We start from the raw sequence: 13,854 nt of genomic DNA, 5'->3' as shown, positions 1-13,854 counted from the left end.
CGCGCCATGACGATCACGCCCGAACACCTCTCCTACGTGCTGCGCCTCGCGGACAACACGCTGATCCTCGGTCAGCGCAACGCCGAATGGTGCGGCCACGGCCCGATCCTCGAGGAAGACATCGCGCTCACCAACATGAGCCTCGACCTCATCGGCCAGGCGCGCATGCTGTATACGCATGCGGCCGAACTCGAGCGCCAGCTCACCGGCGCGACGAAGACCGAGGACGACTATGCGTACTTCCGCACCGAGCGCGAGTTCGCGAACTTCACGCTCGCCGAGCTGCCGCACTACGGCCCGATCGCCGGTACCGCGCACGCCGACAAGGACTACGCGGTCACGATCGTGCGCAACTTCCTGTACTCGGCGCTGATGCTGCACGTGTGGAGCGCACTGGAAACGTCGACCGACACGCAGCTCGCCGCGATCGCCGCGAAATCGGTGAAGGAAACCCGCTATCACGTGCAGCACGCACGCGAGTGGCTGGTTCGCCTCGGTGACGGCACCGACGAATCGCACCGTCGTGCGCAGGACGCGCTCGACTACCTGACGCCGTACACGCGCGAATGCTTCGCCGCCGATGCGATCGACGATGCGGTCGCCGCCGCGGGCATCGCCCCCGCGCCGGCCGCGCTCGAAGCGGCATGGCGCGCGGACGTCGACGACGCGCTCGCGGAGGCGACGCTCACGCTGCCGGCCCCCGTGCAGCACGTGACGACCGGCAAGCAGGGCGAGCACTCGGAACACATGGGTTACCTGCTCGCCGAAATGCAGAGCCTCGCGCGCCAGCATCCCGGCGCGAGCTGGTAACCAGCCGCCCCAACGGAGCCCGACGATGTCCGTCCAGACCACCCCCGCTCACGCCGTGCCTGCCGCGCGCCACGCCGACCCGCTGCTCGCCCGTGCATGGGACGTGCTCGAAGCCGTGCCCGACCCCGAGATCCCGGTCGTGTCGATCCGCGAGCTCGGCATCCTGCGCGACGTCCGCCACGCGGACGACGGCCAGCTCGAAGTCGTGATCACGCCGACCTACTCGGGCTGCCCGGCCATGTCGCAGATCGCGGAGGACATCGCCGCCGCGCTGCAGGCCGCCGGCCTGCCGCCGCACCGGATCGAGACGGTGCTCGCGCCCGCCTGGACGACCGACTGGATCACGCAGGAAGCGCGCGACAAGCTGCGCGCGTACGGCATCGCGCCGCCGGTCGGCCAGTGCGGCACCGCCGCGCCGCGGGAGAACGTCGTGCGTTTCGTGCCGCGGCCCGTCGCGGCGCCCGCGTGCCCGCGCTGCGGCTCCGCCCGTACCGAGCGTCTCGCGCAATTCGCGTCCACGGCCTGCAAGGCGCTGTATCGCTGCGTCGACTGCCGCGAACCCTTCGACTACTTCAAACCCTATTAATCGATATGGCGACCCCGCAATTTCATCCGCTGCGTATCCGCGACGTGCGGCCCGAGACCGCCGACGCCGTGACCGTCTCCTTCGACGTGCCGCCCGAGCTGCGCGACGCGTACCGCTTCACGCAGGGCCAGTTCGTCACGCTGAAGACCCACATCGACGGCGAGGAAACGCGCCGCTCGTATTCGATCTGCGTCGGCACGACGGACTACGATCGTGACGGCGAACTGCGCATCGGCATCAAGCGCGTGCGCGGCGGCCGCTTCTCGAACTTCGCGTTCGACTCGCTCAAGCCGGGCCACACGATCGACGTGATGACGCCGGACGGCCGGTTCTTCACGCACCTGAACGCCGATCACGGCAAGCAGTACGTCGCGTTTTCCGGCGGCTCCGGGATCACGCCGGTGCTCGCGATCGTGAAAACGACGCTCGAACTGGAGCCGCGCAGCACGTTCACGCTGATCTACGGCAACCGCAGCGTCGACGCGATCATGTTCGCGGAGGAGCTCGAGGACCTGAAGAACCGCTACATGAACCGCTTCGTCCTCTATCACGTGCTGTCGGACGACCAGCAGGACGTCGAGCTGTTCAACGGCGTGCTTGACCAGGCGAAATGCGCGGAATTCCTCGGCACACTGATGCCGGCCGACGCGATCGACGAGGCGTTCATCTGCGGCCCCGCGCCGATGATGGATGCGGCCGAAGCCGCGCTGAAGGCGGCCGGCGTGCCGCAGGCGAAGGTGCATATCGAGCGCTTCGGCACGCCGCTGCCGCAGGCCGGCGCCCCGGTCGTCGAAATCACCGACCAGACGCCGGCGGCCGACCTGGAAATCGTGCTCGACGGCAAGAAGCGCAAGCTGCGGCTGCCGTACGAAGGCGTGAGCCTGCTCGATATCGGCCTGCGCGCGGGCCTCGCGCTGCCGTACGCCTGCAAGGGCGGGGTGTGCTGCACGTGCCGGGCGAAGGTGCTCGAAGGCGAAGTTCGGATGGAGAAGAACTACACGCTCGAGGAGCATGAAGTGAAGGATGGTTTCGTGCTCACGTGCCAGTGCCACCCGATCAGCGACAAGGTCGTCGTGAGCTTCGACGAGCGTTGAGCGACGTCGCGTCGCGGCGCCGGACGGTTTCTCGCCGTCACACATCTCGCTTACACTAGGGGCCGCCGGCCGGCTGGACATCGCAACGTCCGCCCGGCCGGCGGTTTTCTTTTGTTGACGACAGGCCGATGAGTACCATTCATGTGATTCAGGGCGGCACCGCCGCCGAGTCGCTGCGCGAGGCACTCGCGCAAGCCGGACGCGACGAGCTCGTCGTCGGATTGCTCGACGACCTCGGCGTCGGGCCGCTCAAGGGCGCCGACGAGGCACCCGACACGCGCGCCGTCTTCTGGCAGCACGTGCTCGGCGACCGGATTCCCGACTGGAACGCAGAGATCGAAAGCGAGTTCGCACGCCTCGACCAGCTCGCGATGGATACGGGCCAGGTCGTCGTGTGGCACGCGCCGAGCGTCGGCGACAAGCTGCTGCTGCGCCGCGTCGCCTATCACCTGCGCAACGTCCCGCAACGCCTGAACGAAGTACGGCTGTCGGCCGCCGATCTCGACACCGCGCAGCGCGCGTCGCTGTCGCGCACCGACCAGGCATGCGCGACCGGCATGTTCTCGCCCGCGGAACTGGCGCGCAAGCGGCCGGTCGCCGCGCCGATCTCGGTACTGCGCATCGGCCGCCTCGCGCTCGAATGGCAGGAGGCGAAACATCTGAACGCCGAGCTGCGCTACTGGGTCAGCAACACGATCAAGAGCGGCCACTATGCGGATCTCGACGCGCTGATCGTCGCGCGCGCGGAGGCCGACTGGCTGCCCGCGGGGCGCCTCGTCGGCAGCATCATGGCCGACGCCGACCGCGGCGGGCTGTTCGTCAGCGACTCGATCGCCTGGTGGCGCTGCCGCGAGCTCGCGGCAGCCGGCCGACTCGAGCTGCAGGACGACGCGCCCGACGCCCTCTCTTCCACGCAGGTGCGCGCGGCCCGCGCGGCCACCCCGCACCGCTAATCTTCCGTATTCGACCATGGCCCGTACCCGAGCGCCCGACCACGAATCCCAGCGCGAGCAGATCCTCGATCTGGCCGCCGAGAAATTCGCTCAGACGAGCTACCCGAGCACGTCGATGTCCGATCTCGCGACCGCGAGCGGCACGTCGAAGGCACGCCTCTATCACTATTACGAGAGCAAGGAAGCGATCCTGTTCGACCTGCTCGACCGCTACACGAAACGGCTGATGCTGATCATCGCCGAGGTCGAAGGGGCGAGCCAGCGGCGCGGCCTCGGCGAGCGCGACGCGTTCGCGGAGCTCGTGCGCGCGTTCCTCGCCGAGTACGAGACATCGCACAGCCGCCACGTCGCGCTGCTCAACGACGTGAAGTATCTCGAGGACGCGCAGCGCGAAATCGTGCTCGACCGCCAGCGCGACATCGTCGCGGCATTCACGCGACAGCTCGCGCGTGCGTACCCGGACCGCATCTCGAAGGAAAACCAGACGTCCGTGACGATGATGGTGTTCGGGATGATCAACTGGACGTTCACCTGGCTGAAGCCCGGCGGCCGCCTCGGCTACCGCGACTTCGCCGAGCAGGTGATCGACCTGATCGAACGCGGGCTGTCGACGGCCGCCTGATTGCCGCGCAGCAGCAAACGTTGCGCGATGGGCACACTGCGACCGCCCGCCGCGCATTTCATATGATGAATTTTAAATTGCTTAAAAATCAAATAGATAGCCAATTAACTAAGCAGATTTAGAATTCATCCTCCAGCTTAAACATCGTTAAATACGGGTTTTCCCCAATCCGGGGGCTGACGGTCGGGTAAAATGCTGTTGCATTGCACAACCCGCTGTACGGTCACACATTGAGGAACCCACGATGAACACGCAATTCAACGGCACTGCCGATGTCGTCGGCAACGCCGGTAGTGCGCCGGTTCTCGTCAGGGAACTGGCTTCCAAAGACCGTGAGCAAATGCTCACCCACTTTCTCTCGCTCGACGAAGAGGACCGCCTGCTGCGCTTCGGCCAGATGGTGCCCGACCACGTGATCGAGAACTATGTCCGCACGATCGACTTCGGCCGCGACACCGTGTTCGGCGTGTTCGACCACGACCTCGAACTGATCGGCGTCGGCCACCTGGCCTACCTGCCGGCCGAGGGCGACAAGCGCACGGCCGAATTCGGCGTGTCGGTGCTCGAAAGCGCACGCGGCCGCGGCGTCGGCTCGAAACTGTTCGAGCGCGCGGCGATCCGCAGCCGCAACACGCACGTGACGATGCTGTACATGCACTGCCTGTCGCGTAACGCGACGATGATGCACATCGCGAAGAAATCCGGGATGCGGATCGAGTATGCGTACGGCGAAGCCGATGCGTACCTGTCGCTGCCGCCGGCCGACCACTCGACGATCATCGCCGAGATGCTGCAGGAGCAGGCCGCGGTGTTCGACTACGCGATGAAGCGCCAGGCGCGCCGCACCACGAAGTTCATCGAATCGCTGATGCCCGCCGCCCTGACGGCGTAATGTCGGCCAGCCGGGCCGCGCCTGCCGCGCGCCCGGCCTCCCCCTGCCCTGCCGCGCACTAGCGCACCGAACGAATCGGCAACGCCGTCGTCTCCTTGAAGCATTCGAGCGAAAAGCTCGTCTTCACGTCGATCACCGACGGGTGATGCAGCAAATGCTCCTGCACGAAGCGGGAGAAATGCGCCATGTCCTCGACCTGCACGCGCAGCAGGTAATCCATGTCCCCCGTCATCGCGTGGCACGCGACCACTTCCGGCCAGGTCTGCACGGCCGCGCGAAACAACTCCGCATGGGTCGCGCCCGCGCGCGCCGACGTTTCGTCGGCCCGCACCGGCGCCAGGCCGCCGCGCTTCTCGAGCCGCACGCTCACGTACGCGAGCAGGTCGAGCCCGAGCTTCTGCGGATTCAGCAGCGCGACATAGCCGGTGATCACGCCGATCTCCTCGAGCCGCCGGATCCGCCGCAGACACGGGCTCGGCGACAGATTCACGCGCTCGGCGATCTCCTGGTTCGACAGGCGCCCGTTCTCCTGAAGAATCGCGAGAATCCGCCGGTCGATGGCATCCAATTCAGCTTGCGCCATCTTCTGCCCTCCAATGAGTAGTTAGAGACTGGAAATTGCGCCATCGTAGGTTCAGGCAATTAAGTTCGCAAGTTTACGCTCGCGGCTGCCCGCTACACTCTGTCGCACGTACCGAGTCGTCGCGCACGCCGCCGCGTGTGCCACGTTCGACATCGAACCACGCCGGGTATGCGCACACCGCCCCGGCCGATCGCCCCCACAGGAGACACGCCATGCAGATCCCGAACTGGGACAACCCCGTCGGCACCGACGGCTTCGAATTCATCGAATACACGGCACCGGACCCGAAAGCGCTCGGACAATTGTTCGAACGGATGGGTTTCACCGCGATCGCGCGCCACCGCCACAAGGACGTGACGGTGTACCGCCAGGGCGACATCAACTTCATCATCAACGCCGAACCCGATTCGTTCGCGCAACGCTTCGCGCGCCTGCATGGCCCGTCGATCTGCGCCATCGCGTTCCGCGTGCAGGACGCCGCGAAGGCGTACAAGCACGCGCTGGAACTCGGCGCCTGGGGCTTCGACAACAAGACGGGCCCGATGGAGCTGAACATCCCGGCGATCAAGGGCATCGGCGATTCGCTGATCTACTTCGTCGACCGCTGGCGCGGCAAGAACGGCGCGCAGCCGGGCGCAATCGGCGACATCAGCATCTACGACGTCGATTTCGAGCCGATCGCCGGCGCGACCCCGAACCCGGTCGGCCACGGCCTCACCTATATCGACCACCTGACGCACAACGTGCATCGCGGCCGCATGCAGGAATGGGCCGAGTTCTACGAGCGCCTGTTCAACTTCCGCGAAGTGCGCTACTTCGACATCGAAGGCAAGGTGACGGGCGTGAAGTCGAAGGCGATGACGTCGCCGTGCGGCAAGATCCGCATCCCGATCAACGAGGAAGGCTCGGATACGGCCGGCCAGATCCAGGAATACCTCGACGCGTACCACGGCGAAGGCATCCAGCACATCGCGCTCGGCGCGAGCGACATCTACCAGGCGGTCGACGGCCTGCGCAGCAAGGAAGTGAAGCTGCTCGACACGATCGACACGTATTACGAACTGGTCGATCGCCGCGTACCGGACCACGGCGAATCGCTGGAAGAACTGAAGAAGCGCAAGATCCTGATCGACGGCGCGCGCGACGACCTGCTGCTGCAGATCTTCACCGAGAACCAGATCGGGCCGATCTTCTTCGAGATCATCCAGCGCAAGGGCAACCAGGGCTTCGGTGAAGGCAACTTCAAGGCGCTGTTCGAATCGATCGAACTCGACCAGATCCGTCGCGGCGTCGTGCAGGACAAGGCCTGACGCATCCGGCGGGCGGCTGCCCGGGGCAACCCGGCAGCCCGCACGATCCGGCGGCACAAAGAAAAAGGGCGGGAATCCTTGGATTCCCGCCCTTTTTGCATTCCGGCGCGGCCCGCAGGCCGCGCGACCGGATCAACGCGCGTTCGCCTTCGACACGACGGCGCGCTCGGCCGACGGCTGCGCGACGGCGTCCTGGGCCGGCACGATCTGCTGCATCTGCGCGCCGGCTGCCGCCAGTGCGCTTGCGCCTCGCGCGTGCACCGGGCCCGTCATCGAGAAAAACGCGGCGGACACGATCAGGAAACTCTGGATATGACGTGTGTTCATTGCACCTCCTGTAAAACTGCCGGCGCCTCCCCGATTGCGTCGAAACAAGCCAACGCGACCGGGCACCTCCGGCAGGCCGACAAGATTAACGGCATTTGCCCGCAGATGAACCCGGCTTTACATGCTTTTACATGATGTAACGCATGGTTCCACCCTGTTTTTCTGATGCGCCGCCGCAATTCCCCCGCGTTCCAACCGATGGGCGGCGGGTTTGCCCCAGTGCTACCATCGCTTAAAACCGGCCAATATGCCGGCCACTGCCGACGCGTCCACAAGATGCCCGAAGCAGTCGAGTTTTGGTGATCCCAAACTGGGTGGAGGAGACTGTTAATGAATGCCCCGCTAGACGCAGGCCAACGCGCGTCCCTGGAAGCCGCGCTGAAGTCCGTCACGCTTGATGACAAATACACACTGGAACGCGGTCGCGCGTACATGAGCGGCATCCAGGCCCTCGTGCGCCTGCCGATGCTCCAGCAGGAACGCGACCGTGCCGCCGGTCTCAATACCGCCGGTTTCATCTCCGGCTATCGCGGTTCGCCGCTCGGCGGCCTCGATCTGTCGCTCTGGAAAGCCAAGCAGCACCTGGCGGCCCACCAGATCGTCTTCCAGCCCGGCCTCAACGAAGATCTCGCCGCCACCGCCGTGTGGGGCTCGCAGCAAGTCAACCTGTACCCCGGCGCGAAGCACGACGGCGTGTTCGGCATGTGGTACGGCAAGGGCCCGGGCGTCGACCGCACGGGCGACGTATTCAAACACGCGAACTCGGCCGGCTCGTCGCAGCACGGCGGCGTGCTGGTGCTCGCCGGTGACGACCACGCGGCGAAATCGTCGACGCTCGCGCACCAGTCCGAACACATCTTCAAGGCCTGCGGGCTGCCGGTGCTGTTCCCGTCCAACGTGCAGGAATATCTCGATTTCGGCCTGCACGGCTGGGCAATGAGCCGCTACTCGGGCCTGTGGGTCGCGCTCAAGTGCGTGACGGACGTGGTCGAATCGTCGGCATCGGTCGACATCGACCCGCATCGCACCGAGATCGTGCTGCCGACCGACTTCATCCTGCCGGACGGCGGGCTGAACATCCGCTGGCCCGACCCGCCGCTCGTGCAGGAAGCACGGCTGCTCGACTACAAGTGGTACGCGGCGCTCGCCTATGTGCGCGCGAACAAGCTCGACCGCATCGAGATCGATTCGCCGCACGCGCGCTTCGGGATCATGACCGGCGGCAAGGCGTACCTCGACGTGCGCCAGGCGCTGACCGACCTCGGCCTCGACGACGAAACCTGCGCGCGGATCGGCATCCGGCTATACAAGGTCGGCTGCGTGTGGCCGCTCGAAGCACAGGGCGCGCAGGCGTTCGCGCGCGGCCTCGACGAAATCCTGGTGGTCGAGGAAAAGCGCCAGATCCTCGAATACGCGATCAAGGAAGAACTGTACAACTGGCCTGATGGCCAGCGGCCGCGCGTGTTCGGCAAGTTCGACGAAAAGGACGGCGCCGGCGGCGAATGGTCAGTGCCGATGGGCAACTGGCTGCTGCCCGCGCACTACGAGCTGTCGCCCGCGATCATCGCGAAGGCGATCGCGACGCGCCTCGAGAAGTTCGAGTTGCCGTCCGACGTGCGCGCACGCATCGCCGCGCGGCTCGCGGTGATCACCGCGAAGGAAATGGCGCTCGCGAAGCCGCACGTGCAGACCGAGCGCAAGCCGTGGTTCTGCTCGGGCTGCCCGCACAACACGTCGACCAACGTGCCGGAAGGCTCGCGCGCGATCGCCGGCATCGGCTGCCACTACATGACCGTGTGGATGGATCGCAGCACGAGCACCTTCAGCCAGATGGGCGGCGAAGGCGTGCCGTGGATCGGCCAGGCGCCGTTTACGGACGAGAAGCACGTGTTCGCGAACCTCGGCGACGGCACCTATTTCCACTCGGGCCTGCTGGCGGTGCGCGCGGCGATCTCGTCGAAGGCGAACATCACCTACAAGATCCTCTACAACGACGCCGTCGCGATGACGGGCGGCCAGCCGGTCGACGGCGTGCTGACGGTGCCGCAGATCACGCACCAGCTCGCGTCGGAAGGCGCAAAGAAGATCGTGATCGTCACCGACGAGCCGGAAAAGTACGACAGCCAGAAGACGCTGCTCGCACCGGGCGTGACGATCCATCATCGCGACCAGCTTGATGACGTGCAGCGCGAGCTGCGCGAGATCGAAGGCACGACGATCCTGATCTACGACCAGACCTGCGCGACCGAGAAACGCCGCCGCCGCAAACGCGGCACGTATCCGGATCCGGCGAAGCGCGTCGTGATCAACGACGCGGTGTGCGAAGGCTGCGGCGACTGCTCGGTGCAGTCGAACTGCCTGTCGGTCGAGCCGCTGGAAACCGAATTCGGCACGAAGCGCCAGATCAACCAGTCAAGCTGCAACAAGGACTTCTCGTGCGTGAAGGGCTTCTGCCCGAGCTTCGTCACGGTCGAGGGCGGCCAGTTGAAGAAGCCGAAGGCCGTGTCGGTCGACGGTAACGCACTGCCGCCGATCCCTGAACCGACGCTGCCGGACATCGACCGCGCATACGGCGTGCTCGTCACGGGCGTTGGCGGTACGGGCGTCGTCACGATCGGCGCGCTGCTCGGGATGGCCGCGCACCTCGAGAACAAGGGTGTGACGGTGCTCGACGTCACCGGCCTCGCGCAGAAGGGCGGCGCCGTGATGAGCCACGTGCAGATCTCGCACGCGCCGACCGACATCCACGCAACCCGAATCGCGATGGGCGAAGCCGACCTCGTGATTGGCTGCGACGCGATCGTCACGGCCGGCGACGAATGCACGTCGCGGATGCGGCACGACACGACGCGCGTGGTCGTCAACAGCGCGCAGACGCCGACCGCCGAGTTCATCAAGAACCCGAACTGGGCGTTCCCGGGCCTGTCCGCCGAAAACGACATCCGTGCGGCGGCCGGCGAAGCCGTCGACTTCATCGACGCGAACCGCTTCGCGGTCGCGCTGCTCGGCGACGCGATCTACACGAACCCGTTCGTGCTCGGCTACGCGTGGCAGAAAGGCTGGCTGCCGCTCACGCTCGCGTCGCTCGTCCGCGCGATCGAGCTGAATGCGGTATCGGTCGAGAAGAACCGCGCGGCCTTCGACTGGGGCCGCCGCGCCGCGCACGACCTGGCGAGCGTGAAGCAGGCCGCGGCCGGCGACGCGCGCCCCGCGCAAGGCGCCACGGTGATTGCGCTGCACACGAAGAAGGCGGTCGATGCCCTGATCGCGAAGCGCGTGGAATTCCTCACCGCGTACCAGAATGCCGCGTACGCATCGCGCTATGCGGCGTTCGTCGACAAGGTGCGCGCGGCCGAGCGCGCGCTGGCCGACGGCGACACGGTGCAGGAGCAGCTGACCGAAGCGGTCGCGCGCAACCTGTTCAAGCTGATGGCGTACAAGGACGAATACGAGGTCGCACGGCTGCAGTCCGATCCGGCGTTCCTCGCGCGCCTGACCGCGCAGTTCGAAGGTGACTGGAAGCTGAAATTCCACCTCGCGCCGCCGCTGTTTGCGAAGACGGATGCACACGGCCATCTCGTGAAGAAGGCGTACGGCCCGTGGATGATGTCGGCGTTCCGGCTGCTCGCGAAGGCGAAGTTCCTGCGCGGCACGGGGCTCGACCCGTTCGGCCGCACCGAGGAGCGTCGCACCGAGCGCGCGCTGATCGGCGAGTACGAAGCGCTGATCGGCGAGGTGACGGCCAAGCTGAACGCGGCCAACCGCCCGCTCGCCCTCGAACTCGCGGCGCTGCCGGACGGCATTCGCGGCTATGGCCACGTGAAGGAGAACAACCTGCGCGCGGTACGCCAGAAGTGGAACACGCTGCTCGCGAAGTGGCGGGCGCCGGCCGGCGGCCAGTCGCACCAGCAGGTCGCGTAACGGCACGCGGCGGGCATTCGCGGTCCGGATGCCCGCCGGCGAGCGGCTACCGGCTCATGTCACAATAAAAAAACGCCACGGAACGCAGGTTCCGTGGCGTTTTTCATTGCGCCGCGCGTGAAGCGCGGCACACGCGGGCGTGGACTTACTTCGTGTTCACGTTCGCGGCGGCAACCGCCGTCATGTTGATGATCCGGCGCACGGTCGCGGCCGGCGTCAGGATGTGAGCCGGCTTCGCCGCGCCGAGCAGGAACGGGCCGACCGTCACGCCTTCGCCGCCGACCATCTTCAGCAGGTTGTACGCGATGTTTGCCGCTTCGACGTTCGGCATGATCAGCAGGTTCGCTTCGCCCGACAGCGTCGTGCCCGGGAAGGCCTGCTTGCGGATCATTTCCGACAGCGCCGCGTCGCCGTGCATTTCGCCGTCGACTTCCAGGTTCGGTGCGCGTTCGACGATCAGCTTGCGAGCCTCGCCCATCCGGCGCGACGACGACGACGGCGCGCTGCCGAAGTTCGAGTTCGACAGCAGCGCAGCCTTCGGCGCGATGCCGAATCGCTCGATCTCGGCGGCAGCCTGGATCGTCATGTCGGCGAGCTGTTCGGCGCTCGGCAGCTCGTTCACGTACGTATCGCACACGAACAGGTTGCGGCCCGGCAGCATCAGCAGGTTCATCGCTGCAAAGTGCTCGGCGCCCTTCGCACGGCCCAGCACCTGCTCGATGAACTTCAGGTGGCTGTGGAACGTGTCGATCATCCCGCAGATCATCCCGTCCGCGTCGCCCAGGTGCACGAGCATCGCGCCGATCAGCGTGTTGAACTTGCGCATCGCGGCCTTCGCGACTTCCGGCGTCACGCCGTCACGCGCGCCGATCTCCTGATACGCCTGCCAGTAGCGGTGGTAGCGCGCATCGTCTTCCGGATCGACGATTTCGAAATCGGTGCCGGCCTTCAGCTTCGAGCCGATCTTCGCGAGGCGCATGTCGATGACCGACGGACGGCCGACGAGGATCGGCTTCGCGATCTTTTCCTGCAGCACGAACTGCGCGGCACGCAGCACGCGCTCGTCTTCGCCCTCGGCGAACACGATGCGGGCCTGCTTCTGCTTCGCGGTCGCGAACACCGGGCGCATCACCATGCCGGTGCGGTAGACGGTCGCGCCGAGCTGCTCGCGATACGCGTCCATGTCCTGGATCGGACGGGTGGCGACGCCCGAATCCATTGCGGCTTGCGCGACGGCCGGCGCGATCTTGATGATCAGGCGCGGGTCGAACGGCTTCGGAATCAGGTAGTCCGGCCCGAATTCGAGCGAGTGGCCTTCATACGCCTTCGCGACTTCTTCGCTCTGGTCGGTTTCCTGCGCCAGCTCGGCGATCGCGCGCACGCATGCGAGCTTCATTTCTTCCGTGATCGTCGTCGCGCCGACGTCGAGCGCGCCGCGGAAGATGAACGGGAAGCACAGCACGTTGTTGACCTGGTTCGGGTAGTCCGAACGGCCGGTCGCGACGATCGCGTCCGGGCGCACGGCCTTCGCGTCTTCCGGGCGGATTTCCGGTTCCGGGTTCGCGAGCGCCAGGATCAGCGGGCGGTCGCCCATCGTCTTGACCATGTCCTGCTTCAGCACGCCCGCGCTCGAGCAGCCGAGGAACACGTCCGCGCCAACGATCGCGTCGGCGAGCGTGCGCGCATCGGTGGTTGCCGCGTAGCGCTGCTTCGACGGGTCGAGGTTGCCGCGCCCTTCGTAGATCACACCCTTCGAATCGGCGACGAGGATGTTCGACTTGGTCAGGCCGAGGTTCACCAGCAGGTCCAGACACGCGATCGCCGCAGCGCCCGCGCCCGAACACACGAGCTTCACTTCGGACAGCTTCTTGCCGACCACCTTCAGGCCGTTCAGGATCGCAGCCGACGCGATGATCGCGGTGCCGTGCTGGTCATCGTGGAAGACGGGGATCTTCATGCGCTCGCGCAGCTTCTGCTCGATGTAGAAGCACTCCGGCGCCTTGATGTCCTCGAGGTTGATGCCGCCGAGCGTCGGCTCGAGCATCGCGATCGCCTCGACGAGCTTGTCGGGGTCGGACTCCGACAGTTCGATGTCGAACACGTCGATGCCCGCGAATTTCTTGAAGAGGCAGCCCTTGCCTTCCATCACCGGCTTCGCGGCGAGCGGGCCGATGTTGCCGAGGCCGAGCACGGCGGTGCCGTTCGTGATGACGCCGACGAGGTTGCCGCGCGACGTGTACTTCTGCGCGTCGAGCGGATCGGCGTGGATCGCTTCGCACGCAGCGGCGACGCCCGGCGAATACGCGAGCGACAGATCCAGCTGGTTCGACAGCGGCTTGGTCGGGGTGACCGAAATCTTGCCGGGTTTCGGGTTCAGGTGATAAGCCAGTGCGGCCTGCTTCAGTTGTTCGTCCATGATTGACCTGCGAGAGACATGCGAAATATTGACGGTTCAGTACGCTGCACCTTCGGCCGCGTCTGCTTGAATCGAGAGGGTGATCGACTGCGAGACGGCACGCGACGCGCCGGGTCGGCACGCCATCGAACCTTGGCGGGTGGCAAGAGGAAAGTACAAAGTACTGAACGATTTCTAAGGGTCGCCTAGTGTACACCCCCTAAATGACGCATGTTGGTGCAGCGCCGCATCCTCCGCATCAGCGCGCGAGCGGTCAGGCCCCAGTTGTTTCGCCGGTGGTGAGCCGCGGGGTGAACCCGCGCGAATTCCGCCGAAAACCGGCCTGAATCGGGTAAAATAG

General features: G+C 66.0%; 11 protein-coding genes. 8 read left to right on the top strand and 3 right to left on the bottom strand.

The genetic code is table 11. From position 1 onward, the window contains the following. Window positions 1-6: 6 nt before the first annotated feature. The 6 genes from paaC to ACN8ZM_RS01365 all read left to right on the top strand — a co-directional run bounded on the left by paaC (window position 7) and on the right by ACN8ZM_RS01365 (window position 4,957). Window positions 7-810: a 1,2-phenylacetyl-CoA epoxidase subunit PaaC gene (gene paaC, locus ACN8ZM_RS01390; RefSeq protein ID WP_420210450.1), complete on the top strand. Its 804-nt coding sequence runs from the start codon at window positions 7-9 to the stop codon at window positions 808-810. Window positions 811-835: 25 nt separating this feature from the next. Continuing rightward, window positions 836-1,396, top strand: coding sequence for a 1,2-phenylacetyl-CoA epoxidase subunit PaaD (gene paaD, locus ACN8ZM_RS01385; RefSeq protein WP_420210449.1), 561 nt, complete (start codon window positions 836-838; stop codon window positions 1,394-1,396). A 5-nt stretch (window positions 1,397-1,401) separates the two neighbouring features. Further along, on the top strand, window positions 1,402-2,490 hold the full coding sequence (gene paaE, locus ACN8ZM_RS01380; protein WP_420210448.1) for a 1,2-phenylacetyl-CoA epoxidase subunit PaaE: 1,089 nt from the start codon (window positions 1,402-1,404) through the stop codon (window positions 2,488-2,490). A gap of 128 nt (window positions 2,491-2,618) precedes the next feature. Then, window positions 2,619-3,443, top strand: coding sequence for a DUF1835 domain-containing protein (locus ACN8ZM_RS01375; RefSeq protein WP_420210447.1), 825 nt, complete (start codon window positions 2,619-2,621; stop codon window positions 3,441-3,443). Window positions 3,444-3,459: 16 nt separating this feature from the next. Beyond that, window positions 3,460-4,065, top strand: a complete 606-nt coding sequence (locus tag ACN8ZM_RS01370; protein ID WP_174382527.1) for a TetR/AcrR family transcriptional regulator — start codon at window positions 3,460-3,462, stop codon at window positions 4,063-4,065. Window positions 4,066-4,309: 244 nt separating this feature from the next. After that, window positions 4,310-4,957 carry a GNAT family N-acetyltransferase gene (locus tag ACN8ZM_RS01365; RefSeq protein WP_164462503.1) on the top strand — a complete coding sequence of 216 codons (648 nt, stop codon included), beginning with the start codon at window positions 4,310-4,312 and terminating at the stop codon, window positions 4,955-4,957. Window positions 4,958-5,015: 58 nt separating this feature from the next. On the opposite strand, the gene ACN8ZM_RS01360 is transcribed toward ACN8ZM_RS01365, so the two are convergent. Beyond that, complete coding sequence (locus ACN8ZM_RS01360) at window positions 5,016-5,540, bottom strand: Lrp/AsnC family transcriptional regulator (protein ID WP_011350656.1); 525 nt, start codon at window positions 5,538-5,540, stop codon at window positions 5,016-5,018. 212 nt (window positions 5,541-5,752) lie between these two features. Between ACN8ZM_RS01360 and hppD the strand changes: the two genes are divergently transcribed. Next, window positions 5,753-6,850 carry a 4-hydroxyphenylpyruvate dioxygenase gene (gene hppD, locus ACN8ZM_RS01355; RefSeq protein WP_301810724.1) on the top strand — a complete coding sequence of 366 codons (1,098 nt, stop codon included), beginning with the start codon at window positions 5,753-5,755 and terminating at the stop codon, window positions 6,848-6,850. A gap of 132 nt (window positions 6,851-6,982) precedes the next feature. Here hppD and ACN8ZM_RS01350 read toward each other — a convergent pair whose 3' ends face one another. Continuing rightward, window positions 6,983-7,177, bottom strand: a complete 195-nt coding sequence (locus tag ACN8ZM_RS01350) for a hypothetical protein (protein ID WP_420210446.1) — start codon at window positions 7,175-7,177, stop codon at window positions 6,983-6,985. Window positions 7,178-7,507: 330 nt separating this feature from the next. On the opposite strand from ACN8ZM_RS01350, the gene ACN8ZM_RS01345 reads away from it, so the two are divergent. Continuing rightward, window positions 7,508-11,098 carry an indolepyruvate ferredoxin oxidoreductase family protein gene (locus ACN8ZM_RS01345; RefSeq protein WP_420210445.1) on the top strand — a complete coding sequence of 1,197 codons (3,591 nt, stop codon included), beginning with the start codon at window positions 7,508-7,510 and terminating at the stop codon, window positions 11,096-11,098. 145 nt (window positions 11,099-11,243) lie between these two features. On the opposite strand, the gene ACN8ZM_RS01340 is transcribed toward ACN8ZM_RS01345, so the two are convergent. After that, on the bottom strand, window positions 11,244-13,514 hold the full coding sequence (locus tag ACN8ZM_RS01340; protein WP_043185157.1) for an NADP-dependent malic enzyme: 2,271 nt from the start codon (window positions 13,512-13,514) through the stop codon (window positions 11,244-11,246). Between the last annotated feature and the right edge of the window lie 340 nt (window positions 13,515-13,854).

Source organism: Burkholderia aenigmatica, assembly GCF_048627025.1.
GTDB lineage: Bacteria > Pseudomonadota > Gammaproteobacteria > Burkholderiales > Burkholderiaceae > Burkholderia > Burkholderia aenigmatica.
The sequence above is the reverse complement of the archived record's forward strand: the minus strand, read 5'-3'. Positions and strand labels throughout refer to the sequence as shown.

Excerpts from the sequence above, each read along its gene's own strand:
- paaC (WP_420210450.1), top strand. The coding sequence starts at position 7 with ATGACGATCACGCCCGAACACCTCTCCTACGTGCTGCGCCTCGCGGAC.
- paaD (WP_420210449.1), top strand. The coding sequence starts at position 836 with ATGTCCGTCCAGACCACCCCCGCTCACGCCGTGCCTGCCGCGCGCCAC.
- paaE (WP_420210448.1), top strand. The coding sequence starts at position 1,402 with ATGGCGACCCCGCAATTTCATCCGCTGCGTATCCGCGACGTGCGGCCC.
- ACN8ZM_RS01375 (WP_420210447.1), top strand. The coding sequence starts at position 2,619 with ATGAGTACCATTCATGTGATTCAGGGCGGCACCGCCGCCGAGTCGCTG.
- ACN8ZM_RS01370 (WP_174382527.1), top strand. The coding sequence starts at position 3,460 with ATGGCCCGTACCCGAGCGCCCGACCACGAATCCCAGCGCGAGCAGATC.
- ACN8ZM_RS01365 (WP_164462503.1), top strand. The coding sequence starts at position 4,310 with ATGAACACGCAATTCAACGGCACTGCCGATGTCGTCGGCAACGCCGGT.
- ACN8ZM_RS01360 (WP_011350656.1), bottom strand. The coding sequence starts at position 5,540 with ATGGCGCAAGCTGAATTGGATGCCATCGACCGGCGGATTCTCGCGATT.
- hppD (WP_301810724.1), top strand. The coding sequence starts at position 5,753 with ATGCAGATCCCGAACTGGGACAACCCCGTCGGCACCGACGGCTTCGAA.
- ACN8ZM_RS01350 (WP_420210446.1), bottom strand. The coding sequence starts at position 7,177 with ATGAACACACGTCATATCCAGAGTTTCCTGATCGTGTCCGCCGCGTTT.
- ACN8ZM_RS01345 (WP_420210445.1), top strand. The coding sequence starts at position 7,508 with ATGAATGCCCCGCTAGACGCAGGCCAACGCGCGTCCCTGGAAGCCGCG.
- ACN8ZM_RS01340 (WP_043185157.1), bottom strand. The coding sequence starts at position 13,514 with ATGGACGAACAACTGAAGCAGGCCGCACTGGCTTATCACCTGAACCCG.